This window comes from Paracoccus pacificus, assembly GCF_042680785.1.
Taxonomy (GTDB): Bacteria; Pseudomonadota; Alphaproteobacteria; order Rhodobacterales; family Rhodobacteraceae; genus Paracoccus; species Paracoccus pacificus.
This window is the reverse complement of record NZ_JBHUEN010000030.1, coordinates 1-25477: the sequence shown is the minus strand read 5'-3', so window position 1 is coordinate 25477 and position 25477 is coordinate 1. Positions and strand designations below refer to the sequence as shown.

Here is a 25477-nt window from a genome sequence, read left to right as displayed (position 1 = left end):
GGCCAATCGTGCCGATGTTGACGTGCGGTTTCGTCCGTTCAAACTTTGCCTTTGCCATGAGTGGCTCCTTTTCATGACGGTGCGTGCAGGCACACACCCTACAGGTTGGGTAGGGTGCGAGGTTTCCCCCGCACCGCCGTTATGCGTATTTCTTTTGAATCTCGTCCGAGATGTTCTGCGGCACGGCCTCGTAATGGTCGAACTGCATCGTGAACACCGCGCGGCCCGAGGACATCGAACGCAGGTTGTTGATGTAGCCGAACATATTGGCCAGCGGCACGAAGGCGTCGATGACGTTCGCGTTGCCGCGGCTGTCCTGCCCGCGCACCATACCGCGACGGCTGGTCAGGTCGCCGATGATCGAGCCGGTGTATTCCTCCGGCGTCACCACCTCGACCTTCATGATCGGCTCCAGCAGTTTCGCACCGGCCTTGCGCAGACCTTCGCGCATCGCGGCGCGCGAGGCGATTTCGAACGCCAGCACCGACGAGTCGACGTCATGGAACGCACCGTCGATCAGCGCGACCTTGAAGTCGATGACCGGGAAGCCGGCCAGCGGACCCGAATCCATCACCGACTTGATGCCTTTTTCGACGCCGGGGATGTATTCCTTCGGCACCGCACCACCGACGATCTTCGATTCGAACGAATAGCCTTCGCCCGGCTCGGTCGGGGTGATGATCAGCTTGACGCGCGCGAACTGGCCGGTACCACCGGTCTGTTTCTTGTGCGTATAGTCGATCTCGGCCTCGTTCGAGATGGTTTCACGGTAAGCCACCTGCGGCGCACCGATATTCGCCTCGACCTTGAACTCGCGCTTCATCCGGTCGACGAGGATGTCGAGGTGAAGTTCGCCCATGCCCTTCATGATGGTCTGGCCCGATTCCAGATCGGTTTCGACGCGGAACGAAGGATCTTCGGCGGCCAGGCGCTGAAGGGCGAGGCCCATCTTTTCCTGGTCGGCCTTGGATTTCGGCTCCACGGCGATCTCGATGACCGGTTCCGGGAAGGTCATGGTTTCCAGAACCACCGGCTTGTTCGGGTCGCACAGCGTGTCGCCCGTGGTGGTTTCCTTCAGACCCGCCAGCGCGATGATGTCGCCGGCAAAGGCTTCCTCGATTTCCTCGCGGTTGATCGAGTGCATCATCATCATCCGGCCGACACGCTCGCGCTTGCCCTTGGTCGAGTTCAGCATCTGGTCGCCCTTCTTGAGCTGGCCAGAATAGATGCGGGTGAAGGTCAGCGAACCGACGAAGGGGTCGTTCATGATCTTGAACGCGAGGCCCGAGAAGGGCTCGGCGTCGTCGGCATGACGCTCGATGTTGCGGGTTTCCGTCTCGTCGCCCGGCGCGAAGCCCAGATAGGCCGGCACGTCCAGCGGCGAAGGCAGGAAGTCGATGACCGAGTTCAGCAGCGGCTGAACGCCCTTGTTCTTGAAGGCCGAACCGGCGGTAACCGGGAAGAAGGTCAACGACAGCGTGCCCTTGCGGATCAGGCTGCGCAGGGTCGCCTCGTCGGGCTCATTGCCCTCGAGATAGGCTTCCATGGCGTCGTCGTCCATCTCGACGGCGAGCTCGATCATGTTGGCGCGCCATTCGTTGGCGAGCTCCTGAAGCTCGGCACGGATCGGCTGACGAACCCAGCTTGCGCCAAGGTCTTCACCCTTCCAGACCCATTCTTCCATCTTGATCAGGTCGATGATGCCTTCCAGCTTGTCCTCGGCGCCGATCGGCAGGGCGATCGGGCACGGGGTGCCGCCGGTGCGGTCCTTGATCATGCGCACGCAGTTGAAGAAATCGGCGCCGATCTTGTCCATCTTGTTGACGAAGACGATCCGCGGAACCTTGTAGCGGTCAGCCTGACGCCACACGGTTTCGGTCTGCGGCTCGACGCCGGCGTTGGCGTCCAGCAGGCAGATCGCGCCGTCCAGAACCGCCAGCGAACGTTCCACTTCGATGGTGAAGTCGACGTGGCCGGGGGTGTCGATGATGTTGAACCGGTATTTGGTGTCCGAGGTGCCTTCGGTCGTCGGATCTTCCTGACGCTGCCAGAAAGTGGTGGTCGCAGCAGAGGTGATCGTGATCCCCCGCTCCTGCTCCTGCTCCATCCAGTCCATGGTCGCGGCACCGTCGTGCACTTCGCCGATCTTGTGCGACTTCCCGGTGTAGTAAAGGATGCGTTCCGTCGTCGTGGTCTTGCCCGCGTCGATGTGGGCCATGATCCCGAAGTTGCGATAACGCTGCAGCGGATACTCGCGTGCCATGATCTGAACGTCCTTCTTACCAGCGATAATGGCTGAACGCTTTGTTGGCGTCGGCCATCTTGTGGGTGTCTTCGCGTTTCTTCACGGCAGTGCCGCGGCCGTTGACGGCATCGGCCAGTTCACCGGCCAAACGCTCTTCCATCGTGTTTTCGTTGCGGTTCTTCGCGGCCGTGATCAGCCAGCGGATGGCCAGCGCCTCGCGGCGGATCGGGCGAACCTCGACCGGCACCTGATAGGTGGCACCACCGACCCGGCGCGAGCGCACTTCGACGGAAGGCTTCACGTTATCCAGCGCCTCGTGGAACACTTCGATGGGCTCGCGCTTCAGGCGGCCCTCGACGCGGTCAAGCGCGTTGTAGACGATGCGCTCGGCCACGGATTTCTTTCCGTCAACCATCAGGTTGTTCATGAATTTTGTCAGCACGCGATCGCCATATTTGGCGTCGGGCAGGACTTCGCGCTTTTCAGCGGCGTGACGACGGGACATATCTCAACCTCACTTCGGACGCTTGGCGCCGTATTTCGAACGACGCTGACGACGATCTTTGACGCCCTGGGTATCCAGAACACCGCGCAGGATGTGGTAGCGGACACCCGGAAGGTCTTTCACACGACCACCACGGATCAGCACGACGCTGTGTTCCTGAAGGTTGTGCTTTTCGCCCGGAATGTAGGAGATAACCTCGAAACCATTGGTCAGGCGCACTTTGGCGACCTTACGCATGGCCGAGTTCGGCTTTTTCGGCGTCGTGGTATAGACGCGTGTGCAGACACCGCGCTTCTGCGGGCATCCTTGAAGGTGCTGCGACTTCGAGCGCTGCACCTTGGGCTGCCGCGGCTTGCGGATCAGCTGTTGGATTGTCGGCATTCGGTTCCCCGTCTTGCTTCTGTCAATACTCGCATCCCGGTCGGGACGCGCCACTTCTCGACGGCATTCTGCAACCCCTGCAAAACACCAAACCCCATCCAGCCCACAGTCGGGAAGGACGGGGAAAATCCAGAGGATCGGGGCGCGAGGCCCGGATCATGGCCAGTTCAATACTGTAGGCCAAGCGGCCATCGGCCGTTTGGTAGCGGCGCTATAGGTGGAATCAGCCAAGGTGTCAACAGCGGCAGAACCGCCCGGACGCCCAGCCTCAGCTGCACAGCAGATAGTAATCGCGCCACACTCTGTAAAGGGGGACGCCGTTCGGAAGCATACGCTGAAACGCCGATTGGGGCGGGTCGCGCCGGGCGATGTCGTAGCCGTCGGGACAGACCGCCGCGGCGCGCTCTGGCAGGCCGCCCAGACGCGGGCGTTCCAGATCGGCCGCTATCGCCGCCAGTTGGCGCCCGGTCGGGTCGGTGGTCGAGGTCAACTCGGCCGTCACCCGATGAAGCGGAGCTTCCGCGCGCGTTGATCCGGCGCGCGGCCCAGCAGTCGGCGGGCCAGCAGCCGGCCGACTAGCAGCCGGCGGCCCAGCAGCCGGCGGGCCAACAGTCGGCGGGTCGGCGGCCGGCACCGCGCAGGCGGCAAGCGGCAACAGCGCGAGGATGAAAAGACGGCGCATCCCGACCCTTTGCCCTTCCCTTTCCAGCGATCGCCCCCGGCCGATCACGGATGTCCAAGGGGGCGCGAATGAAGGAACCCGGCCGCAGGGGCCGGGTTCCAACCTGTTTCAGCGAAAACCGCAGGGGCCTTATTCGTTGGCCGGGTTTTCGATCTCTTCCAGCGTCTCGGGCGCCTCGCCGGCATTGGCCGAAGGCTCATAGGGTGCGGCAAGGGCGGCGGCGGCTTCGGCCTCGGCGCGGCGCATCTCGATCACCTCGGCGTCGCGGTCACCCGCGATCCGCTTGACCCGAGCGGTCGCACCGCCCGTCCCCGCCGGGATCAGCCGCCCGACGATGACGTTTTCCTTCAGCCCGACCAGCTTGTCGCGCTTGCCCTGAACGGCAGCTTCGGTCAGCACGCGGGTCGTTTCCTGGAACGACGCGGCACTGATGAAGCTGCGGGTCTGCAAGCTGGCCTTGGTGATCCCCAACAGCACCGGCTCGCCCGCTGCGGGCCGGCCGCCGCGCGCCTCGATCTTGGCGTTCTCGGCCTCGAACTCGTCGCGGTCGACATGCTCGCCCTTCAGCAGCGTGGTATCGCCACTGTCGAGGATCTCGATCTTCTGCAGCATCTGCCGCACGATCACCTCGATGTGCTTGTCGTTGATCTTCACGCCCTGCAGGCGATAGACGTCCTGCACTTCGTCGATCAGATAGTCCGCCAGCGCCTCGATCCCCATGATCCGCAGGATGTCATGCGGTGCGGGGTTGCCGTCCATGATATAGTCACCCTTCTGCACGAAGTCGCCTTCCTGCACCGGGATGTGCTTGCCTTTCGGCACCATGTACTCGATCGGCTCAAGCCCTTCCTGAGCGGGCTCGATGCTGATGCGGCGCTTGTTCTTGTAATCCTTGCCAAAGCGGACATAGCCGTCCATCTCGGCAATGATTGCATGGTCCTTGGGACGGCGGGCTTCGAACAGTTCGGCCACACGCGGCAGACCACCGGTGATGTCCTTGGTCCGGGCGCCCTCACGCGGGATCCGCGCAATGACATCGCCCGAGCGGACCTCGGCCCCGTCCTCGATCGACAGGATCGCGTCCACCGACATCGGATAGCTGACCGGGTTGCCCTGTTCGTTGCGAACCGGCTCGCCATTGGCGTCCATGATGATGATTTCCGGCTTGAGGTCATTGCCTTTCGGCGCCGACCGCCAGTCGGTCACGATCTTCTGGGTCATGCCGGTGGCATCGTCGGTTTCGTCGCGGACCGAGATGCCCGAGATCAGATCGACGAACCGCGCGGTCCCCGCCTTTTCGGCCAGGATCGGCAGGGTATAGGGGTCCCATTCGAACAGTTTCGCACCGCGCACCACGCGCTCGCCATCCTTGACGAACAGCTTCGAGCCATAGCTCAGCTTGTGGCTGGCGCGTTCCTGACCCTGATCGTCCAGAACCGCGATGGTCATGTTCCGGCCCATGACGACGTTCTCGCCATTGGCGTTTTCCAGAACGTTGGCATTGCGGAACTCGATCACCCCGTCCTGACCGGCGGCAATGAACGACTGCTGGCCACCCTGCGCGATACCCCCGATGTGGAAGGTGCGCATGGTCAACTGGGTGCCCGGCTCGCCGATCGACTGCGCGGCGATGATGCCGACAGCCTCGCCGATGTTCACCAGCGTGCCACGGGCCAGATCGCGGCCGTAGCACAGCGCGCAAACCCCGTCCTCGCTTTCGCAGGTCAGCGCCGAGCGGATGCGGACCGAGGCCACGCCGTTCTGTTCGATCAGATCGGCCTTGCGTTCGTCGATCAGCTCGTTCTGGCGGACGATGATCTCGTCGCTGCCCGGCACCAGCACATCCTCGGCCGCGACCCGGCCCAGCACACGCTCGGACAGCGGGCTGACGACCTCGCCATCGTTCACCGCCGCACTTGCGGTGATGGCGCGGTCGGTGCCGCAGTCCAGTTCGCGCACGATGCAGTCCTGCGCCACGTCGACCAGACGGCGGGTCAGATAGCCCGAGTTCGCCGTCTTGAGCGCCGTGTCCGACAGACCCTTGCGGGCGCCGTGGGTCGAGTTGAAGTATTCAAGAACGGTCAGACCTTCCTTGAAGTTCGAGATGATCGGCGTCTCGATGATCTCGCCCGACGGCTTGGCCATGAGGCCGCGCATACCGCCAAGCTGCTTCATCTGGCTGACCGAGCCCCGCGCGCCCGAATGCGCCATCATATAGACGCTGTTCGGTTCCATTTCGGCCCCGGTCTCGTCCTTCTTGGTGGCCGAGATCGTCGCCATCATCGCATCGGTGACGCGGTCGTTGCACTTGGACCAGGCATCGACAACCTTGTTGTACTTTTCGCCCTGAGTGATCAGGCCGTCCATATACTGTTGCTCGAATTCCTTGACCTGATCCTGCACCTGTTCGACGATTTCCCACTTGCTGTCGGGAATGACCATGTCGTCCTTGCCGAAGCTGATGCCGGCGCGGAAGGCCTCGCGGAAGCCAAGCGACATGATCTGGTCACAGAAGATCACCGATTCCTTCTGACCGCAGTAGCGATAGACGGTGTCGATGACATGCTGCACGTCTTTCTTGCGCAGCAGGCGGTTGACCAGATCGAAAGGCGCCTTGGCGTTCAGCGGCAGAATCTGCCCCAGCCGCAGCCGGCCCGGGGTGGTTTCATAGCGCTTGATGACCTCGTTGCCTTCCTCGTCGATCTGCCGGACGCGGGCCGTGATCTTGGCATGCAGGTGAACGGTGCCGTTCGCCAGCGCGTGCTCGACCTCTTCCACGTCCTTGAAGACCATGCCTTCGCCCTTCATGCCGTCGCGCTGCATGGTGGCGTAATAGATGCCCAGAACCATGTCCTGAGACGGCACGATGATCGGGGCGCCGTTGGCGGGCGACAGAACGTTGTTCGTCGACATCATCAGGACGCGCGCTTCCAACTGGGCCTCAAGGCTCAGCGGAACGTGCACGGCCATCTGGTCGCCGTCGAAGTCGGCGTTGAAGGCCGAGCAGACCAGCGGGTGAAGCTGGATCGCCTTGCCCTCGATCAGGATCGGCTCGAACGCCTGAATGCCCAGACGGTGCAGCGTCGGCGCCCGGTTCAGCAGAACCGGATGTTCGCGAATGACCTCGTCCAGAATGTCCCAGACCTCGGGACGTTCCTTCTCGACCAGTTTCTTCGACTGCTTGACGGTGCCGGACAGACCCTTCGCGTCAAGCCGCGCATAGATGAACGGCTTGAACAGCTCCAGCGCCATCTTCTTCGGCAGGCCGCACTGATGCAGTTTCAGTTCCGGCCCGGTCACGATGACCGAGCGGCCCGAGAAGTCGACGCGTTTCCCCAGAAGGTTCTGGCGGAAGCGACCCTGCTTGCCCTTCAGCATGTCCGACAGCGATTTCAGCGGGCGCTTGTTGGTGCCGGTGATCACGCGGCCGCGGCGGCCGTTGTCGAACAGCGCATCGACCGATTCCTGCAACATCCGCTTTTCGTTGCGGACGATGATGTCGGGCGCTCGAAGCTCGATCAGGCGCTTCAGACGGTTGTTGCGGTTGATGACCCGGCGATACAGATCGTTCAGGTCCGAGGTCGCGAAACGGCCGCCATCCAGCGGCACCAGCGGGCGCAGTTCCGGCGGAATGACCGGAATCACGGTCAGCACCATCCATTCGGGCCGGTTACCCGACTCGAGGAACGATTCGACGATTTTCAGCCGCTTGATGATCTTTTTCGGCTTCAGCTCGCCCGTCGCCTCTTTCAGATCCTCGCGAAGCTGTTCGGCGGTGGCGGCAAGGTCGATGTTCGACAGCATCTCGCGGATCGCCTCGGCGCCGATATTGGCGGTGAAGGCGTCGGCGCCATACTGGTCCTGCGCGTCCATATACTCTTCTTCGGTCAGCAACTGACCATAGGTCAGGTCGGTCAGACCGGGTTCGATGACCACGTAGTTTTCAAAGTAGAGGATGCGTTCCAGATCGCGCAGCGTCATGTCCAGCATCAGGCCGATGCGCGAGGGCAGCGACTTCAGGAACCAGATATGGGCGACGGGTGCCGCCAGCTCGATATGGCCCATACGCTCGCGCCGGACCTTTTGCAGCGTCACTTCGACGCCGCATTTCTCGCAGACGAGGCCGCGATATTTCATGCGCTTGTACTTGCCGCACAGGCATTCATAGTCCTTGATCGGGCCGAAAATGCGCGCGCAGAACAGACCGTCACGTTCCGGCTTGAACGTGCGGTAGTTGATGGTTTCGGGCTTCTTGATCTCGCCATAGGACCAGGCGAGGATTTCCTCGGGCGAGGCCAGCGAGATCTTGATTTCGTCGAACTGCCGCGGCTGCGACAGCGGGTTAAGTACGTTGGTGGCGATTTCCTGGTTCATTTTCAAATCCTAATGAGTGGCGCGGATGGCGGACGATGCGTGAAGGTCACGCACCCTGCGGACGGCAGGGTGCGCACATGCGCGCACCGTTACTCGTCCTCCTCCGCATCCAGGAGTTCCATGTTGAGGCCCAGACCCCGGACCTCTTTGACCAGCACGTTGAACGATTCCGGCACGCCGGCCTCGAAATTGTCCTCGCCCTTGACGATGGACTCGTAGACCTTGGTCCGCCCGGCAACGTCATCCGACTTGACCGTCAGCATTTCCTGCAAGGTGTAGGCGGCGCCGTAAGCCTCGAGGGCCCAGACCTCCATCTCACCCAGACGCTGACCGCCGAACTGCGCCTTACCGCCCAGCGGCTGCTGGGTGACGAGGCTGTAGGGACCGGTCGAGCGGGCATGCATCTTGTCGTCAACAAGGTGATGCAGCTTCAGGTAATACTTCACGCCGACGGTGACCGGGCGGGCGAAGGGCTCGCCGGTGCGGCCGTCATAGACGATCGACTGACCCGAGGTGTCGAAACCGGCACGCTTCAGCGCGTCGTTCACGTCAGCCTCTTTGGCGCCGTCAAAGACCGGGGTGGCGATCGGCACGCCGCCGCGGACCGTCTCGGCATGTTCGACCAACTGGTCATCCTCCATGCCTTCGAAGGTCTCGGCATACATGTCGTCGCCATAACCGATCTTCATCGCCTCGCGCACCGGGGTCATGTCGCCGTTGCGCCGATAGTCCTCCAGCGCCTCGTTGATCTTGATCCCCAGACCGCGCGCGGCCCAGCCCATATGGGTTTCCAGAATCTGGCCGACGTTCATGCGCGACGGCACACCCAGCGGGTTCAGCACGATGTCGACGGCGGTACCGTCGGCAAGGAACGGCATGTCCTCGATCGGGACGACCTTGGACACGACACCCTTGTTGCCGTGACGGCCGGCCATCTTGTCGCCGGCCTGAAGCTTGCGCTTCACCGCCACGAACACCTTGACCATCTTCATCACGCCGGGAGGCAGATCGTCGCCCTGACGGACCTTCTCGACCTTGTCCTCGAACCGGGCTTCCAAGGCGCGCTTCTGGTTGTCGAATTGCTGGTTCAGCGCCTCGATTTCCTTGGCGATGTCTTCCTCGGCGATGGCCAGTTGCCACCACAGCCCGCGCGAGATGCTGGACAGAAGCTCGTCGTTGATCTCGGACCCGGCCTTGATGCCTTTCGGGCCTTTGACGGCCTTCTTGCCAAGGATCAGCGACTTCAGGCGCGCATAGATGTTGCGCTCCAGAATCGCCAGCTCGTCATCGCGGTCGCGCGACAGGCGTTCGATTTCCTCACGCTCGATCTGGATGGCGCGTTCGTCCTTGTCGACGCCGTGACGGTTGAACACCCGCACCTCGACGATGGTGCCGTAAGCACCCGGCGGCAGGCGCAGCGAGGTATCGCGCACGTCCGACGCCTTTTCGCCGAAGATGGCGCGCAGAAGCTTTTCTTCCGGCGTCATCGGGCTTTCGCCCTTGGGGGTGATCTTGCCGACCAGAATGTCGCCCGGCCCGACCTCGGCGCCGATATAGACGATGCCGGCCTCGTCGAGGTTGCGCAGCGCCTCTTCACCGACGTTGGGGATGTCGCGGGTGATTTCTTCCGGCCCCAGCTTGGTGTCGCGGGCCGCGACTTCGTATTCGTCGATATGGATCGAGGTATAGACGTCGTCGCGGTGGATCCGCTCGGAGATCAGGACCGAGTCTTCATAGTTGTAGCCGTTCCACGGCATGAACGCGACGATCACGTTCCGGCCGATGGCCAGTTCGCCCTGATCGGTCGAGGGACCGTCGGCGATGACCTCGCCCTTGACCACCTTGTCACCGACCTTGACCAGCGGGCGCTGGTTGATGGTCGAGGACTGGTTCGAGCGCTTGAACTTGCGCAGGCGATAGATGTCGACGCCGGCATCGCCCGCGCCCAGATCCTCGGTCGCGCGCACAACGATACGCTGCGCGTCAACCTGGTCGATCACGCCCGAGCGGCGCGCCATGATGGCGGCGCCGGAATCGCGGGCCACGATGGCCTCCATCCCGGTGCCGACGAAGGGCGCCTCGGCCCGCAGAAGCGGAACCGCCTGACGCTGCATGTTGGCGCCCATCAGGGCGCGGTTGGCGTCGTCGTTTTCAAGGAACGGAATCAGCGCCGCGGCGACCGAGACAAGCTGCTTCGGCGACACGTCGATCAGGTCGATCGCATCGACCGGGTTCAGCGTGAAGTCACCGGCCTGACGGGTCGAGATCAACTCGTCCACGAACTTGCCGTCCTCGTCCAGCGTCGCGTTGGCCTGCGCCACGGTGTGACGCATTTCCTCGGTCGCGGACATATAGACAACGTCGTCGGTCACCTTGCCGTCGATCACCTTGCGATAAGGGGTTTCGATGAACCCGTATTTGTTCACGCGGGCAAAGGTCGCGAGGCTGTTGATCAGACCGATGTTCTGGCCTTCCGGCGTCTCGATCGGGCACATCCGGCCGTAATGGGTCGGGTGCACGTCGCGCACCTCAAAGCCGGCGCGCTCACGCGTCAGACCGCCCGGCCCAAGCGCCGAAAGACGGCGTTTGTGGGTGACTTCCGACAGCGGGTTGGTCTGGTCCATGAACTGCGACAACTGCGACGAGCCGAAGAACTCGCGCACCGCAGCCGCCGCGGGTTTCGCGTTGATCAGATCCTGCGGCATCACGGTGTCGATCTCGACCCCCGACATGCGCTCGCGGATCGCCCGCTCCATCCGCAGCAGACCGATGCGATACTGGTTCTCCATCAGCTCGCCGACCGAGCGGACCCGGCGGTTCCCCAGATGGTCGATGTCGTCGATCTCGCCCTTGCCGTCGCGCAACTCGACCAGCCCGCGGATACAGGCGATGATGTCTTCCTTGCGCAGCGTCCGCTGGGTGTCGGGCGCATCAAGGTCCAGACGCATGTTCATCTTGACCCGGCCCACGGCGGACAGGTCATAGCGTTCCTTGTCGAAGAACAGGCTGTCGAACAGCGCGCTCGCGGCCTCGACCGTCGGCGGCTCGCCCGGGCGCATGACCCGGTAGATGTCCATGAGCGCGCCTTCGCGGTTCATGTTCTTGTCAGCCGCCATCGTGTTGCGGATATAGGGTCCGACGTTGACGTGGTCGATGTCCAGAACCGGGATCGTGGTCACGTCGTTGTCCAGCAGGACTTTCAGCAACCCGCCCGAAAGCTGGCCTTCCTTGTCGTACTCGGCGGTGACCTCATCCCCGGCTTCGGCATAGATCAGGCCGGTTTCCTCGTTGATGATGTCCTTGGCGACGAAACGGCCGACGATCTGGTCGAACGGAACCAGAAGGTTGGTGGCCTTGCCGCCGTCCAGCAATTGCTTGACCTGACGCGGGGTGACCTTGTCGCCGGCCTTGGTGATGACCTCGCCGGTTTCGGCGTTGACCAGATCGAAGGACGGGCGGGTGCCGCGCACACGCTCGGGGAAGAAGGGCGCGACCCAGCCCGCTTCCTTGCCCTTGCCGGCCTTCTGAAGGCGATATTCGATGGTGTCATAGAACGCATCCATGATGCCTTCCTGATCCATGCCGAGCGCATACAGCAGCGTCGTCACCGGCAGTTTCCGGCGGCGGTCGATGCGCGCGAATACCAGATCCTTGGCGTCGAATTCAAAATCCAGCCACGAGCCGCGATAGGGGATGATCCGGCAGGCGAACAGCAGCTTGCCCGAGCTGTGCGTCTTGCCGCGGTCATGGTCGAAGAACACGCCGGGGCTGCGGTGCATCTGGGACACGACGACCCGTTCGGTGCCGTTCACGATGAACGTCCCGTTCTGGGTCATCAGGGGCATGTCGCCCATATAGACGTCCTGTTCCTTGATGCCCTTGACCGAGCGCGCGCCAGTCGATTCATCGACATCGAACACGATCAGACGCAGCGTCACCTTCAGCGGCGCGGCATAGGTCATGTCGCGGGCTTGGCATTCGTCAACGTCGTATTTCGGCGCCTCCAGCTCGTATTTCACGAATTCCAGCGTCGCGGTCTCGTTAAAGTCCTTGATCGGGAAAACCGACTGGAAAACGCCCTGAATCCCTTCGCCATCGTGATGGCCGTCGCCGTCGCCCGAGTTCAGAAACAGGTCATAAGAGGATTTCTGAACCTCGATGAGGTTCGGCATTTCCAGAACTTCGCGGATGTTGCCATAATAGCGCCGGATGCGCTTCTGGCCGACAAATGCTTGCGCCATGTGAGGTCGTACCTTTCGTCTTTCGCGGGTGCTGACCGTCGGGGCCCGGCCAGCGCCGCTTGCGAATGAAGGGGGTCAGGTTCAATTCATGCCGCCCGTCCCACCGGATGGCTCCCGAACCTGGAACCGTGCCTTGAAGGGGCGTTCCGCGGAACGAACCGTCAAGACAGGTTCGGCAGGGCAAGGGAAACTCCCCTGCCCTGCCCGGTTCTTTCAGACTTCGGTCCGCAGACCGAAACAGATCACTTCAGCTCGACCTTGGCGCCAGCCGCTTCGAGCTTTTTCTTCATTTCTTCGGCGTCAGCTTTGCTGGCGCCTTCTTTGACTTTGCCGCCGGCTTCGACCAGGTCCTTGGCTTCTTTCAGGCCCAGACCGGTGATGGCGCGCACTTCCTTGATCACGTTGATCTTGTTGGCGCCGGCATCGGTCAGAACGACGTCGAATTCGGTCTTTTCTTCGGCTGCTTCAGCAGCACCACCAGCAGCGGGACCAGCCATCATTACCGCGCCACCAGCGGCGGGTTCGATGCCGTATTCGTCCTTGAGGATGGTTTTCAGTTCCTGGGCTTCCAGCAGGGTCAGGCCCACGATTTCTTCGGCGAGTTTTTTAAGGTCAGCCATTTTTCCGTTCCATTATTAAGGTTTCCAACGTCGAGGTTTCAACCCCACGTCGGCACAAAGTTGCGTCAAGCCGCCTCACGCTCTTCCAGAGTCGTAAGGATGCCCGCGATGTTGGAAGCAGGTGCGCCAATCGCGCCCGCGATGTTCGATGCCGGGGCGCCGATGCTGGCGACGATCGAGGCGATAAGCTCCTCGCGCGACGGCATCTGGGCCACGGATTTCACACCGGCCGGGTCAAGCGTGTTGTCGCCCATCGCACCACCAAGGATGACGAACTTGTCGTTCCCCTTGGCGTACTTATCCGCAACCCGGGCCGCAGCCACGGGGTCCTCGGAATAGGCGAGCACGGTCATCCCGGTCAGAAGGTCGGCGATGCTTGCGCAAGGCTTACCCTCCAGGGCGATCTTGGCGAGCCTGTTCTTGGCAACGCGAACGGACCCGCCAGCTTCGCGCATTTGCGCGCGCAGGTCCTGCATTTCCGCAACCGTCATGCCTTCGTAGTGGGCAACCACCACAACGCCAGAGGCTTCAAAGATCTGGCCGAGTTCATCGACCACTTGCTCTTTTTGCGCTCTATCCACGGTTCACTCCAAGTTTGGGGGTTTCCCCCCGGCTCACGTCTTCCCCACCTTGCGGGTGGGGTCGGGTCCGCATTGATGGTCCCGAGATCGCCCGGGCGGCAAAGCCCGGAAAATGGTCCCGTTTCCCATCTCAGGAAGGATTTAGCGGGTTTCCCCCACCCTCCGTCTCGGACAGGACGGGGCACGGATGCCCCGCCATTCGCCGATCCCGGAACCAGCCCGGGACCGTCGAAATGCTTTATTGCGCGGCCACGGCCGAGCTGAGGTCAAGCGACACGCCCGGACCCATGGTCGAGCTGATCGAGACCTTTTTCATATAGGTGCCCTTGGCGCCGGTCGGCTTGGCGCGGTTCACCGCGTCGACGAAGGCGCGAATGTTCTGGGCCAGTTGCTCGGCGCCGAAGGACGCCTTGCCGACACCGGCGTGCACGACACCGGCCTTTTCGGCCTTGAACTGGACCTCGCCGCCCTTGGCAGCCTCGACGGCGGCCTTGACGTCCATGGTCACCGTGCCGACCTTGGGGTTCGGCATCAGGTTGCGCGGGCCCAGGATCTTGCCCAGACGGCCGACCAGCGGCATCATGTCGGGGGTCGCGATGCAGCGATCGAACTCGATCTTGCCCGACTGGATGGTTTCCATCAGATCCTCGGCGCCGACGATATCGGCCCCGGCGGCGGTGGCTTCGTCAGCCTTGGCGCCACGGGCGAACACGGCGACGCGGACGGTCTTGCCGGTGCCGTTGGGCAGGGTCACGACGCCACGAACCATCTGGTCGGCGTGGCGCGGGTCGACACCCAGGTTCAGCGCGATCTCGACGGTTTCGTCGAATTTGGCCGAGGCGTTGTCCTTGACCAGCTTGACGGCGTCCTCGACCGAAAGGTTCGACTTGCCTTCGAATGCGGTACGCGCGGTGGCGGTGCGTTTTGCGAGCTTGGCCATGACTTACCCCTTGACCTCGATGCCGATGGAGCGGGCCGAGCCGAGGATGATCTGCATCGCGGCCTCGACGTCGGTCGCGGACAGGTCCTTCATCTTGGCTTCGGCGATCTGGCGCACCTGCGCGGCGGTGACGGTGCCGGCGACTTCGCGGCCCGGCTTGACCGAACCCTTCGGACGGTTACGCTTGCCCACCGGCTTCAGGCCGGCCGCCTTTTTCAACAGGAAGGACGCCGGCGGTGTCTTCGTTTCAAAGGTGAACGACTTGTCGGCGTAATAGGTGATCACGACCGGAACCGGGGAGCCCTGTTCCATCTCCTGCGTCTTCGCATTGAACTGCTTGCAGAATTCCATGATATTGATGCCGCGCTGGCCCAGTGCCGGGCCGACGGGCGGGGACGGGTTGGCTTGGCCCGCCTTGATTTGCAGCTTGAGGCTGCCCATTACCTTCTTGGCCATCTGGCCTTCTCCTTTATCATCACGCCCCGCCCATGATCGGGCATCGGGGCCGACTTAGCGGTGCGGCTTGCGCCTCCCGCGACAGATCACGCGGTCTTGGAGACCTGCGTGAATTCCAGTTCGACCGGGGTGGGACGGCCAAAGATCGAGACCGTGACCTTGATCCGGCTCGACACGTCGTCCACTTCCTCGACCATGCCCGAGAAGCCCTCGAAAGGCCCGTCGGTCACATTGACCTTTTCGCCGACCTCGAAGCGGATCAGGTTGCGCGGTTGCGCCTCGCTGCCCTCACCGGTGCGGTTCAGGATCGAATTCACTTCTTCGTCACGCATCGGCATCGGCTTGCCCTGCGCGCCCAGAAACCCGGTGACCCGATTGATCGAGTTCACCAGATGATAGGTGCGGTCGGACAGGTCCATGTGAACAAGCACATAGCCCGGCATGAACCGCCGTTCCGAGGTCACCTTCTTGCCGCGACGGATCTCGATGACTTCCTCGGTCGGGACCAGAACCTCGTCGATCTGATCCTCAAGACCCTTTTCAGCCACCGACTGCCGGATGCTTTCGGCGACCTTCTTCTCGAAGTTCGACAGGACGCTTACCGAATACCAACGCTTTGCCATTCTGCTGCGACCCTTTTCCGTCAGTCCGTCCGGCTTCAGCCGGTATTCCGTTTAACGACCCGAAGGCCATCGCCTAAAATTAAAAACAGCGCGCAGGGCGAATCACTGCACGCCGGTCCCCGTTTCGGGCTGGCCCCACATATAGGGGCTACCCCGGGAATGCAAGCGCAGTGTTACCGGTTCGGGCGCGGCTTAGCTGACGTTGGTCAGGATAAAGCCCAGTGCCGCGCGGATGCCCAAATCGACCAGAAAGAAGAAAATCGAGGTGATCGCCGACAGGATCAGCACCATGATCGTGGTGGTGATCACTTCGCGGCGGGTCGGCCAGACGATCTTTGCGCCCTCGTTACGGACCTGCTGGATGAACTGGACGGGGTTGACCACCGGAATCTCCTTGTGTTCTGCGCCGCCCAGATAACCCGGTGTCGGCCATGTTACAAGCCCGCCTGACACCAGCATTCCTGAGACGGCCAGCTGAGGCCCGTTATCGTAAGGCCCCGTTATCGTACGACCTCGATATCATAAGATCCTGCCATCGGGCAGCCGGACAAACGTCGCGCGGCCGGCCTGGCAGGGGTTGGGGGACTCGAACCCACGACCCTCGGTTTTGGAGACCGATGCTCTACCAACTGAGCTAAACCCCTAGGCCGGTGGATCGTTTACGCCAGTGCCGGGGCCGACGCAAGCGGGTTTGCGCGGAAAGACGGCGCCGGCGCTGCCGCATCATCGCAAGACCGCCGCCCCCCTGCCCGATCCGGCTATTCCGCCGCGTCGGCCACCGTGTCGGACAGCAGGAAGCCACCCGACTGGCGCGACCACAGCCGGGCATAGATGCCGTCGCGCGCCAGCAGTTCCGCATGGCTGCCGATCTCGACGATGCGGCCCGCGTCCATGACCACCAGCCGGTCCATGGCGGCGATGGTCGACAGCCGGTGCGCGATCGCGATCACGGTCTTGCTGGCCATCAGCCGGGTCAGTTGCGACTGGATCGCGGCCTCGACCTCGCTGTCCAGCGCGCTCGTGGCTTCGTCCAGCACCAGAATCGGCGCGTCCTTCAGCGCCACCCGCGCGATGGCGATGCGCTGGCGCTGGCCGCCCGAGAGCTTGACCCCCCGTTCGCCGACATGCGCGTCAAAACCCTGCCGGCCCTTGTGATCGGACAATTGCGGGATGAACCCGTCCGCCTCGGCCATGCGGGCGGCCTGGGCGATCTGCTCGTCCGAGGCGTCGGGCCGGCCATAGGCGATATTCTCGCTGATCGAGCGGTGCAAAAGCGAGGTGTCCTGCGTCACCACCCCGATGGCCGCACGCAGCGATTCCTGGGTGACCTGCGCGATGTTCTGCCCGTCGATCAGGATCTCGCCCGATTCCAGATCGTGGAAACGCAGCAGCAGATTGACCAGCGTCGACTTGCCCGCGCCCGAACGTCCGACCAGCCCGATTCTTTCGCCCGGTGCGATGGTCAGGTTCAGACGGTCCAGCACCGCAACCGGCCGGTCCTGCGGGGCATCGCCATAGCGAAAGGTGACGTCGCGGAACTCGACCCGCCCGGGGCCGGCACGCAGCGGCACCGCGTCGGGGGCGTCCACGACCATGCGCGGCAGGGCAAGGCTGCCGATGCCGTCGCGCACCGTGCCGATATTCTCGAACAGCCCGGCGAATTCCCACATGATCCAATGCGACATGTTGCCAAGCCGCATGGCCAGCGGGATCGCGACCGCGACCGCGCCGACCGCGACCGCGCCGCTGGTCCACAGATACAGCCCCAGCAGCGCCACGGCGCCGGTCAGGAAGGCGTTCAGCGTCGACAGCACGATGTTCTGGATCGAGGCCAGCCGCATCTGCCGATGCACCGTGGTCAGAAACCCGTCCATGCTTTCCCGGACATAGCTTTCCTCGCGCGAGGAATGCGAGAACAGCTTGACCGTGGTGATGTTGGTATAGCTGTCCACCACCCGGCCGGTCATCACCGCCCGCGCATCCGCCTGCGCCTGCGATACCGCCCCGATCCGCGGGATGATCCACCACAGAAGCAGCCCGTAGGCCACGCCCCAGGCCGCGAAAGGCAGCGCCAGCCAGCCATCGGTCGAGGCGGCGAGAATCAGCGCGCCGATGAAATAGACGCTGACATAGACCAGCACATCCATGAACTTCATCGCGACTTCGCGCACCGCAAGCGCGGTCTGCATCAGCTTCGTGGCGATGCGCCCGGCGAATTCGTCCTGAAAATAGCTCATCGACTGGCGCAGCAGATAGCGATGCGCCTGCCAGCGGATCCGCTGCGGGAAATTGCCCATCAGTGTCTGGTGCATCAGAAGCGAGAAGATCAGCTGCAACAGCGGCAGCCCGATCAGCAGGATCACGCCCATCAGGATCAGGCGCTGGTTCTCAGTCGCCCAGAACCCGGCCGGATCGGCGTCCGACAGGCGGTTCACCAGATCGCCCAGATAACCGAACAGCACGACCTCGGCCACCGCGATCAGCGCCGACGAGGCCGCCATGCCCAGCATGTAGGGCTCGGCCCCGCGTGAAAAATACAGCATGAAACGCCACAACCCGCGCGGCGGCATGCCGGGCGGTTCTTGCGGATAGGGATCAAGCCGGTTCTCGAACCAGCGGAACATGGCAACACCTGTTTTTTGCGGACCCGCGCCGGGAACAGGGCGCGAGGTCGGGGAAGATGATGGTTTCGCCGCCGCGCGTCAACCCGCGAAGGCGGCAGGGTTCGGGCGCGGGTGCCTAGCCCGGCGCCATCGCGGCCAGCGCCTCGACATCGCCGCGGGCCAGCGCCGGCGTGGCGCGCGCGATCGCCTCGACCGGCCAGTCCCACCAGCCGACCGCCATCAGCCGGGCGATCTGGTCGGGGGCAAAGCGCATGCGGATCACCCGCGCGGGGTTGCCGGCGGCGATGCAGTAATCGGGCAGCGCGCCCCGCACCACCGACCCCGCCCCCACGATCACGCCGCAGCCGATCCGGGCGCCCGGCAGCACCGTCACCCCGTCGCCTAGCCAGACGTCATGACCGATCACCGTATCGGGCAGGTCGGTCATCTGCGCGAAATAGCCGGCCAGCCGGTCATGATCGAAGATCGCGAAAGGATAGGTCGAGATCCCCGCCATCGGATGATTGGACGAGGCGGTGATGATCCGCACCCGGTCGGCGATCTGCCCGAAGCGGCCGATCACCAGCCGCTCGGGCGCGCCGGCGAAAGTATAGGGTGCCAGCCGCAGCGCCCAATCCTCGGGCGGCTCGAAGCTGCTGGCATAGGTATAGGCGCCGATCTCGATATTCGGGTTGTCGATGACGCGGTTCAAATGGACGAGCCCGGGGTTCACCCGGCCGTCGAGAAAGCGCATCGGATAGACGGAGGTCGCGTCAAGAAAGCCCTTGGGCATGGATTGTCCTTTCGTATCTGACGGGTCGGTTCAGATGCGGGACTTGTCCATGACACTTTTCTCCTGATCGGGCGTTTCGGAAACGCTTCCGCAGCGGGACATAACACGATTCCGCCCCGGATACAAACCGGGCCTGCGTCACAGTCCGGCCGTCACAGATGCCGCGTCTCGGGCGCCGGATTCCACCAGTTGTCATGCGCGCCGTCGGCCCAGTAGACCGGCGCGGCGATCAGTTCGGCCTCGGTCGCGTCGTCCAGCGCCGGGACGAAAACCTGCACGAAGCGGCCGCCCATTTCCGCGATGTCGCCCTCGGTCCACAGCCGGGTGCCGCAGCGGACGCAGAACCAATGATGCATGTCGATATCCGCCCCGTCCGCGCGCGGGGTTTCCGCGATCGTGTCCCGGCCCCGGACCAGCCGGAAGCCGCCGGGATCGGGCAGGCGCATCTCCCAATAGCGGGTCTTGCGGCAAAAGCTGCAATTGCAGCGCATCGTCCCCTCGGCCAGGTCGCCATCCGCCTCAAAACCGACCGCGCCGCAAAAGCAGCTTCCGTGATAGGTCTTCATGATGCGGCCCCGTGATGGACGGCCTCAATGTTGTTGCCATCGGGATCAATGACGAAGGCGGCGTAGTAACCGGGGCTGTATTCCGGCCGCGGTCCCGGCGCGCCATTGTCGCGGCCGCCCGCCGCCATCGCCGCCTTGTAGAAGGCATCGACCGCCGCGCTATCCACGGCCACGAAGGCGACATGACAGCCGGTCGTGGCGGGTTTACCGGTGCCGATCCAGAAGAACGGATTGCCGTCCCGCCCCAGCCCCAGATGGGCGCCATGGCCGCCGGTCATCTCCTCGGTCACCTCCATCACGACAGCGATCCCCAGCGGGCCAAGCGCCGCCAGATAGAAATCCCGCGCCCGGTCCAGATCCGAAACCGCCAGTCCGATATGGTCGATCATCACATGCTCCTTCGCTCAATACCGGCGCAGGATGGCCCGACCCTGCTGCCAGTTTGCGTCAGCAACCTAGGGCAGCTTTTCGTCGAAGAAGCCCATCGTCCGGTCCCAGGCCAGGGTCGCGGCCTCGGCGTCATAACGGGGCGTAGTGTCATTGTGAAAGCCGTGGTTGACGCCCTCATAGATAAAGGCCTGATATTCCTTGCCGTTCTCGTTCAGCGCGTGCTCATAGGCCGGCCAGCCCGCGTTGATGCGGGTGTCGAGCCCGGCATAATGCAGCATCAGGGGCGCCTCGATCTTCGGCACGTCTTCGGTCTCGGGCTGCCGGCCATAGAAGGGGACCGAGGCCGCCAGATCGGGGAATGCCACCGCCAGCGCATTGCAGACCCCGCCGCCATAGCAGAACCCGACGCAGCCGACCTTGCCGGTGCTGTCGGGGTGATCGCGCAGGAAGGTATAGGCGGCGAAGAAATCCGCCATCAGCTTCGCCGGGTCGAGGCCGGCCTGCATCTCGCGGCCCTGTTCGTCATTGCCGGGATAGCCGCCGACCGAGCTCAGCCCGTCCGGCGCGAAGGCCAGATAGCCCGCCTTGCCGACCCGTCGCGCCACATCCTCGATATAGGGGTTCAGCCCGCGATTCTCGTGAATGACCAGCACCGCCGGCAGTTTCCCCCCGACATCGGCGGGGCGCACCATCAGGCCGCTGATGGTGCCGTTGCCCTCGGGGCTTTCATAGCTGACCGTCTCGGTACGGATGGCCGGATCATCGGCGGGCACCTGCTGGGCCAGCGCGTAATTCGGCTGCAGGGCCTCAAGGATCATGGCACCGGTGACACCGGCGGCGGCATATTGGCCGGCGCGGGTCAGAAAATCGCGTTTGCTGATCTTGCCATGCACATAGCCGTCGAAGATTTCCAGAATTCGGGGGTCGAAATCCGATGCCTGCTTGCGGGGTCCTTCGGTCATTGCGTCCTCCTGTTCATGTAACGTCGTGATCGGGGTTCGCCCCGGGCCATGCCAGCCTGACACCTTCCCCCTCAATCAATCTGCAACGGCGGCGAGGCGCTAATGGCCGGGGTGGATCATTCCGGCGTATTCAGCCTCACTGACATGTTCCATCCAGTCGACGGCCTTGCCGTCCAGCATTTCCTGAACGGCGATATGGGACATGGCGGCATCCGGCGCGGCCCCGTGCCAATGCTTTTCCCCCGGCGCGAACCAGACCACGTCGCCCGGTTCGATCCGGTGGATCGGGCCGCCGTCGCGCTGCACAAGCCCGGTTCCGGCGGTCACGATCAGCGTCTGGCCCAGCGGATGCGTGTGCCAAGCCGTGCGGGCACCGGGCTGAAAGGTGACGAGCGCGCCTGCCGCCCGCGCCGGCGGTTCGGTCTGCAACAGCGGCTTGACCGTGACCGCGCCGGTAAACCAGTCCGCCGGTCCATCCTGCGCCGGCCGTTCATCCCGTTTGAATATGCGCATCCTGTCCTCCGCCTGACTGCCGGCCGCGCAAGGGATCATCCCCGGCCGGCCGTGAACGCGACACCATGATACGCCTTTCGCGCGCAGGGTGCGACAGCCGCGCCGTCCGGCTCCAAATCGGTGATGAGGTCGCGGACAACCCGCTGCTTTCGGCGGCTCTTAGGCTTCCGGCAAGGCGATGCATGTGGCAGGTGTCGCAAGTTCCACGACAACGGCGCCAATCGCCTGCGGGGGCTGAAGGTTTCGCTTTGCCCCGTCGCCTGTCGTCTAGATCTGCGGTTGTTCGTGGGTCGCGCAATGAATGCCGCCGCCGACCTCGCCCAGCGGGTCGATGTTCAGCGTCACGACCTCGCGGTCGGGGTAAAGCCCGGCCAGGATTTTCGCGGCTTCGGAATCCGAATCGGTATCGCCGAACGCGGCCGCGATCACCGCATCATTACAGACGTAATAGTTCACATAGGACGAAACGAAATCGTCGCTGTCGATGCGGATGTCGTCGGGTTCCGGCACGGTGACCAGATCCAGCCGCCGGCCCCGGGCATCGGTCGCGCCGGCCAGAATCGCATGGGTCTCAAAAGCGGCTTTGGACCAGGGATCATCGCGATCAATCTTTTCACCCATTTGGATGACCACCTTCCCCGGCTGGACAAAGCGGGCCAGCGCGTCGATGTGATAGTCGGTAATGTCGGCGCCGACGATGCCCGGCGCCCAGATCACCTTTTCCGCCCCCATCGTATCCAGCAACATAGCCTCGATCTGCGCTTTCGTGCCGCGGTTGCGGTTGGGGTTGATGAAACTGCTTTCATGGGCGATCAGCGTGCCCTGCCCGTCGGTTTCGACCCCGCCTGCCTCGCCGACCAGTCCGGCATCGAAGACCCGCAGCCCCAGCCGTTCGGCCACAAGCGCGGCGATCCTGCCGTCATTCTCATGCGTCTGCTTGTTGCCCCAGCCATTGAAGTTGAACTGGGTCAGCGCAAGACCACCCTTGCCATCGACGACAAACGCCGGCCCCGAGTCGCGGCACCACAGATCGTCCGTCGGGATGTCCCAAAGCGCGACCCCGCTGGCGACGCGGCGCCGGATATCGCGGTGATGCTCGGCCGCGGCCATGATCACCACCGGCTCGAACTCGAAAATCGTGCTGGCGATTTCGGCGATACAATCCTGCAGATCATACAGAAAATCTTCGTCATCATAGACCCGCCGGCTGACCGGCCATTGCATGAAGGTCCGCTCATGCGGCACGGTTTCCTCGGGGTAGAAGAAACCGGCCGCCCGGGCACCGCCCCGCTGCGCGCCAGCCGTTTGGGCCAGCGCCGGCTGCATCAATGCCGGGGCGCCGCCCAGCGTGGCCATCATCTGTATCAGCTTGCGTCGTGACATCACCGGCCAGCGTCCTTTTCTCCATGCAAGGGGGCCTGCCGCCTGCGGAATACGGTCGAAAGGCGCTGTGACCCGCATAAGGCGCGCCGATCACCACATGGCGCCGATCGACGGAATGGCCCGGGCGGCCCCGTATTCCGCCCGGACCTTCAGCCGATCAATAGCCGGTTTCGGTCGCGGCCTCGTCGATCAGATCGGCGATCTCCTCGGGGTGCGAGGCAAGCGAGGCGTGGCTCGCGGCCAGTTCGATGATCCGCTTGGGGTTCATCCGCTCGGCCATCATCTTCTCGTTGTCCGGGTTGATCATCCGGTCATGGGTCGAGATCTGATACCAGACCGGCTTGTTCTTCCACGCCGGCGCGGTGACGTTGTCGCCAAAAGTGCTGGCGAGCGGCGCCTTTTGCGTCACTGCCATCACCAGCGCGTCGCCCTCGGGCAGGTCCTGACAGAAGCTTTCGCGGAACTTGTCCTGCTTGATCCACAGATAGCCGTCACTGTCCGGCGCGATGTTCGGAAATGCCTCGGGCGGTTTGGCCTGGCTGATCCCGCCCGGACTTTCGCCGGCATCGGGCGCGAAGGCCGCGACATAAACCAGCCCCTGCACATTCGGCAGGTCGCCCATCTCGGTGATAACCGCGCCGCCATAGGAATGGCCGACAAGGACCACCGGACCCTTGATCTGCTTGACCATCTTGCGGGTCCGCTCGGCATCATCGGCCAGCGAGGTCAGCGGGTTCTCGACCGCGTGCAGGTCGTGATAACCGCGCTTGTGCAACTCCTTGATGACGCCGGCCCAATGGGCGGCACCGCCCCAGAAGCCGTGAACGAGAACGATCGCGGGTCTTTGTGGCATGGAAACCTCCTGCTCGCTGCGTGCAGCGGATATTGATCTGCTCCGGGACGGCACATGGCCACAAGGGGGCCTGACAAGGTGGCGGCGGCTCCACGCGCTGATGATGAATATTCATCTTGCATGGATAGCCCGTGCAGGTTCCTCCGGAACAGCGTAGAAATCAAGCCCGAGAACGCCGGCTATCCGTTCGGTCATCCGCCCGGATCCGCCTGCTTGATTATCCCCCATTTATCCGGGCCACCCGTGCGGTCACGGATCGAAATCCCTTACCCACGTTGCTTACCACGGCCCCGATGATATCCGCCGAGAACCGTGGTACGGTCCCAAGAACATTTCAAACCCACCGTCGGCCCCACACCGATCATGGACCGGAATGCGCGCAAACAGAGCTTTTTCCCGCGTCAGGCTGACACGACAAGTGACTTGCCGTTCTTCACGTGTCGGGCGGTAAGTTTTTGTCCCGTCTTTCCGGATGCTTTTGGGCGCGCGGAAGGCGCGATATATTCAGGATCGGATAGTTCGGGGAATAGGCTATGGATTTCCCACAACGCATATACGCCGACGGACTTCAACGCTTCTGGTCCCGGGTAAAAGCTTTCGCTCTCGGCCCCGTTCGAAAACACGATTTCATGGCGGTCAAACAGGATGTGGAAATATTCTACCTCCGGCAACGCTTCCGGCACACCGACGCCCGGCAGTTGCAGAAGGTGTTTGGCGGCGACCAGAATCTCCCGTTCTCCAAACATCCGTAGGACGATTTCAGAGCGCACAAGAATACGGTGCTGCGGTGAGACGATCAGGTCCGATGCAGGAGTGCCCGCTCCCAACGCATCTTTGCGGATGTGAATAGGGCGCAGATGCGGCATTGCGGCTTGTTGATCGGCGGAAAGCTTACGGCGACCAATCCAGCGAATGGGCTGTCCGCCATGGTCGCGGGTGATCACCAGATCACCCACACGAAGATCTTCAACGGCAACGTCCCCCGCAGCAGTCAGAATAAGCGTGCCGGACGTAAAACACGGAAGCGTACCACCGCCGTCATATTTCGGATAAGGCAGCGGTTCGGCCTGCGACGTCCGCGCGCTTTGGATTGTAATGGATTCTCCCGGCGTCAGGGGAATTGTTGAAATCAGTCCCTGAACAGGGCCAACATCATTACCGTAATCTTTCCCGTCAAGTCTGTAAGTGACAAGCTGTGCGCCCGTTTGGTTCGGCTTCGTATACATTGTATAAGCGCCGTTGATCAATGCGTCGGGATGGTAACCGCCGCCTTTGATATACTGGGCGTTGCTAACTTCGTTGAAAGCAGTGTTCGAGTTGGGAAAGGTGTTAGGGCTTCCCGGCGGTTTGAAACTGCCGGTATCGTTATCCTCGATGGTGATCTTGATCGGAACGGCGTCCGGCTTCAAGGTAATGACAACCGGCTTTGTGGCGGTTGGCGTCGCGCCGTTAGGCAACGTTATGGTCCCTAACGCGCTTTCGGCCGGTAACCCGTCATAAACCACACCATTGTAGGTGTAGGTAAACGAGTCGGCTGTGTACACATTGACTGAGAAAAAAGGCACTGGTTAACTCCAAATCACTATCTTCCTATCACCCGGAACGATACCCTCGCCCGAGCATTGTTTTTTATAATTATTAGTGGATTGGGCGACTCTTGTCCACTCTGCGCCCACAATGGTTAACGCTCGGAAGCATCGCGCCTCCCCCTTCCCCCGGCATACGAAAAAGCCCGCCCCTTTCGGGACGGGCTTTCAGATTTGCAG

The 25477-nt window shown here is 62.9% G+C and carries 21 protein-coding genes and 1 tRNA gene; all 22 read right to left on the bottom strand.

Annotated features, from left to right (window positions below):
- Nucleotides 1–139 precede the first annotated feature (139 nt).
- Nucleotides 140–2263 (bottom strand): elongation factor G, encoded by a 2124-nt coding sequence (gene fusA, locus ACFSCT_RS10750; RefSeq protein ID WP_379142636.1) that lies wholly within the window; start codon nt 2261–2263, stop codon nt 140–142.
- 16 nt (nt 2264–2279) lie between these two features.
- The gene (rpsG, locus tag ACFSCT_RS10745) at nt 2280–2750 is read right to left on the bottom strand and encodes a 30S ribosomal protein S7 (protein WP_379142635.1); all 471 of its coding nucleotides are present in this window, start codon (nt 2748–2750) and stop codon (nt 2280–2282) included.
- A gap of 9 nt (nt 2751–2759) precedes the next feature.
- Nucleotides 2760–3131, bottom strand: coding sequence for a 30S ribosomal protein S12 (gene rpsL / locus ACFSCT_RS10740; protein WP_022705687.1), 372 nt, complete (start codon nt 3129–3131; stop codon nt 2760–2762).
- Between the two features lie 268 nt (nt 3132–3399).
- Nucleotides 3400–3633 carry a hypothetical protein gene (locus ACFSCT_RS10735; RefSeq protein ID WP_379142634.1) on the bottom strand — a complete coding sequence of 78 codons (234 nt, stop codon included), beginning with the start codon at nt 3631–3633 and terminating at the stop codon, nt 3400–3402.
- A gap of 309 nt (nt 3634–3942) precedes the next feature.
- On the bottom strand, nt 3943–8187 hold the full coding sequence (gene rpoC, locus ACFSCT_RS10730) for a DNA-directed RNA polymerase subunit beta' (protein WP_379142633.1): 4245 nt from the start codon (nt 8185–8187) through the stop codon (nt 3943–3945).
- 89 nt (nt 8188–8276) lie between these two features.
- The gene (rpoB, locus tag ACFSCT_RS10725) at nt 8277–12428 is read right to left on the bottom strand and encodes a DNA-directed RNA polymerase subunit beta (protein ID WP_379142631.1); all 4152 of its coding nucleotides are present in this window, start codon (nt 12426–12428) and stop codon (nt 8277–8279) included.
- Nucleotides 12429–12670: 242 nt separating this feature from the next.
- Nucleotides 12671–13048, bottom strand: a complete 378-nt coding sequence (gene rplL, locus ACFSCT_RS10720; protein WP_379142630.1) for a 50S ribosomal protein L7/L12 — start codon at nt 13046–13048, stop codon at nt 12671–12673.
- A gap of 65 nt (nt 13049–13113) precedes the next feature.
- Nucleotides 13114–13629 (bottom strand): 50S ribosomal protein L10, encoded by a 516-nt coding sequence (gene rplJ, locus ACFSCT_RS10715; RefSeq protein ID WP_379142629.1) that lies wholly within the window; start codon nt 13627–13629, stop codon nt 13114–13116.
- A gap of 238 nt (nt 13630–13867) precedes the next feature.
- Nucleotides 13868–14569 carry a 50S ribosomal protein L1 gene (gene rplA / locus ACFSCT_RS10710; RefSeq protein WP_379142628.1) on the bottom strand — a complete coding sequence of 234 codons (702 nt, stop codon included), beginning with the start codon at nt 14567–14569 and terminating at the stop codon, nt 13868–13870.
- A 3-nt stretch (nt 14570–14572) separates the two neighbouring features.
- Nucleotides 14573–15025 (bottom strand): 50S ribosomal protein L11, encoded by a 453-nt coding sequence (gene rplK, locus ACFSCT_RS10705; RefSeq protein ID WP_379142625.1) that lies wholly within the window; start codon nt 15023–15025, stop codon nt 14573–14575.
- Between the two features lie 86 nt (nt 15026–15111).
- On the bottom strand, nt 15112–15648 hold the full coding sequence (gene nusG, locus ACFSCT_RS10700) for a transcription termination/antitermination protein NusG (protein WP_379142623.1): 537 nt from the start codon (nt 15646–15648) through the stop codon (nt 15112–15114).
- Between the two features lie 192 nt (nt 15649–15840).
- On the bottom strand, nt 15841–16101 hold the full coding sequence (secE, locus tag ACFSCT_RS10695; protein ID WP_379142622.1) for a preprotein translocase subunit SecE: 261 nt from the start codon (nt 16099–16101) through the stop codon (nt 15841–15843).
- Between the two features lie 115 nt (nt 16102–16216).
- A tRNA-Trp gene (locus ACFSCT_RS10690) sits at nt 16217–16292 on the bottom strand.
- Between the two features lie 114 nt (nt 16293–16406).
- Nucleotides 16407–18272: an ABC transporter ATP-binding protein gene (locus tag ACFSCT_RS10685; RefSeq protein WP_379142620.1), complete on the bottom strand. Its 1866-nt coding sequence runs from the start codon at nt 18270–18272 to the stop codon at nt 16407–16409.
- Nucleotides 18273–18387: 115 nt separating this feature from the next.
- On the bottom strand, nt 18388–19044 hold the full coding sequence (locus ACFSCT_RS10680) for a CatB-related O-acetyltransferase (protein ID WP_379142619.1): 657 nt from the start codon (nt 19042–19044) through the stop codon (nt 18388–18390).
- Nucleotides 19045–19196: 152 nt separating this feature from the next.
- Nucleotides 19197–19610: a GFA family protein gene (locus ACFSCT_RS10675; protein WP_379142617.1), complete on the bottom strand. Its 414-nt coding sequence runs from the start codon at nt 19608–19610 to the stop codon at nt 19197–19199.
- A complete protein-coding gene (locus ACFSCT_RS10670) occupies nt 19607–19999 on the bottom strand; it encodes a VOC family protein (RefSeq protein WP_379142616.1) in 393 nt (130 codons plus the stop codon). Before ACFSCT_RS10670 ends, ACFSCT_RS10675 begins: the two co-directional genes overlap by 4 nt.
- 66 nt (nt 20000–20065) lie before the next feature.
- Nucleotides 20066–20962: a YghX family hydrolase gene (yghX, locus tag ACFSCT_RS10665; RefSeq protein WP_379142614.1), complete on the bottom strand. Its 897-nt coding sequence runs from the start codon at nt 20960–20962 to the stop codon at nt 20066–20068.
- A gap of 99 nt (nt 20963–21061) precedes the next feature.
- The gene (locus tag ACFSCT_RS10660; protein ID WP_379142612.1) at nt 21062–21475 is read right to left on the bottom strand and encodes a (R)-mandelonitrile lyase; all 414 of its coding nucleotides are present in this window, start codon (nt 21473–21475) and stop codon (nt 21062–21064) included.
- 267 nt (nt 21476–21742) lie between these two features.
- Nucleotides 21743–22858 carry an agmatine deiminase family protein gene (locus tag ACFSCT_RS10655; protein ID WP_379142611.1) on the bottom strand — a complete coding sequence of 372 codons (1116 nt, stop codon included), beginning with the start codon at nt 22856–22858 and terminating at the stop codon, nt 21743–21745.
- A gap of 157 nt (nt 22859–23015) precedes the next feature.
- Nucleotides 23016–23711, bottom strand: a complete 696-nt coding sequence (locus ACFSCT_RS10650; RefSeq protein WP_379142609.1) for an alpha/beta hydrolase — start codon at nt 23709–23711, stop codon at nt 23016–23018.
- A 401-nt stretch (nt 23712–24112) separates the two neighbouring features.
- The gene (locus tag ACFSCT_RS10645) at nt 24113–25276 is read right to left on the bottom strand and encodes a Hint domain-containing protein (RefSeq protein WP_379142607.1); all 1164 of its coding nucleotides are present in this window, start codon (nt 25274–25276) and stop codon (nt 24113–24115) included.
- Between the last annotated feature and the right edge of the window lie 201 nt (nt 25277–25477).